Source organism: Deinococcus pimensis DSM 21231 (genome assembly GCF_000519345.1).
Taxonomy (GTDB): Bacteria; Deinococcota; Deinococci; order Deinococcales; family Deinococcaceae; genus Deinococcus_A; species Deinococcus_A pimensis.
This window is the reverse complement of record NZ_KI912670.1, coordinates 84,336-85,126: the sequence shown is the minus strand read 5'-3', so window position 1 is coordinate 85,126 and position 791 is coordinate 84,336. Positions and strand designations below refer to the sequence as shown.

The window sequence follows — 791 nt, the reverse complement described above, 5'->3', positions numbered from 1 at the left end:
ACCCGCGCGTCCGTGACGCCCGCCCTCGCGAGGCGCGCCGCGACCCACTCGGCGGCGCGTCGTACGTCCCCCGCGTGCCGGGAGTCCGTGCTGACGCTCGGGATGCCCACGAACTCCACGAGGTCCGCGAGGTCACGCGCCGCGTGCGTTTCGAGGTAGGCGCGGACGTCCTCCATCACTTCCCCCCGTCCACGCTCAGCACCTGTCCCGTCACCCAGCCCGCGTAGGGCGAGGCGAAGAACAGCACGGCGTGCGCGATGTCGTCGGGCGTCCCGAGCGCCTTCAGGGCGATGCCGTCCACGAGGCGCCGCTGGCCCTCCTCGCCGTAGCTCTCCCACTGCCGCTCCGTGGTGGGGTTGCTGCGCACGAAGCCCGGCGCGACGTTGTTCACGGTGATGCCCCACGCGCCGAGCTCGTGCGCGAGCTGCCGCGTCAGCCCGATCTGCGCGGCCTTCGCGCTCGCGTACGCCTGGATGCCCGTGAGGCTCACCCCGAGGCCCGCGCCACTGCTGATGTTCACGATGCGGCCCGAGCGGCGCGCCTTCATGTACGGCGCGACCGCCTGGCTGAAGTAGAACGCGCCGTCCACGTTCACCCGGAAGATCGCGTGCCAGTCGTCCTCGCCGATCTCCTCGACGGGACGCCCGACCTGGCCGAGCACGCCGCCCGCGTTGTTCACGAGGACGTCCACCCGCTGCCCTCCCGACGCCTCGTCCACGAGGGCGCGCACCGCCGCGCGGTCCGTGACGTCCACCCGCCGGGTCCTCAGCGAGCCCGGGGCGTCCGCGCCG

The 791-nt window shown here is 73.6% G+C and carries 1 protein-coding gene; it reads right to left on the bottom strand.

From position 1 onward, the window contains the following. Positions 1-175 precede the first annotated feature (175 nt). The gene (locus tag DEIPI_RS0119490) at positions 176-769 is read right to left on the bottom strand and encodes an SDR family NAD(P)-dependent oxidoreductase (RefSeq protein WP_084474618.1); all 594 of its coding nucleotides are present in this window, start codon (positions 767-769) and stop codon (positions 176-178) included. Positions 770-791 lie beyond the last annotated feature (22 nt).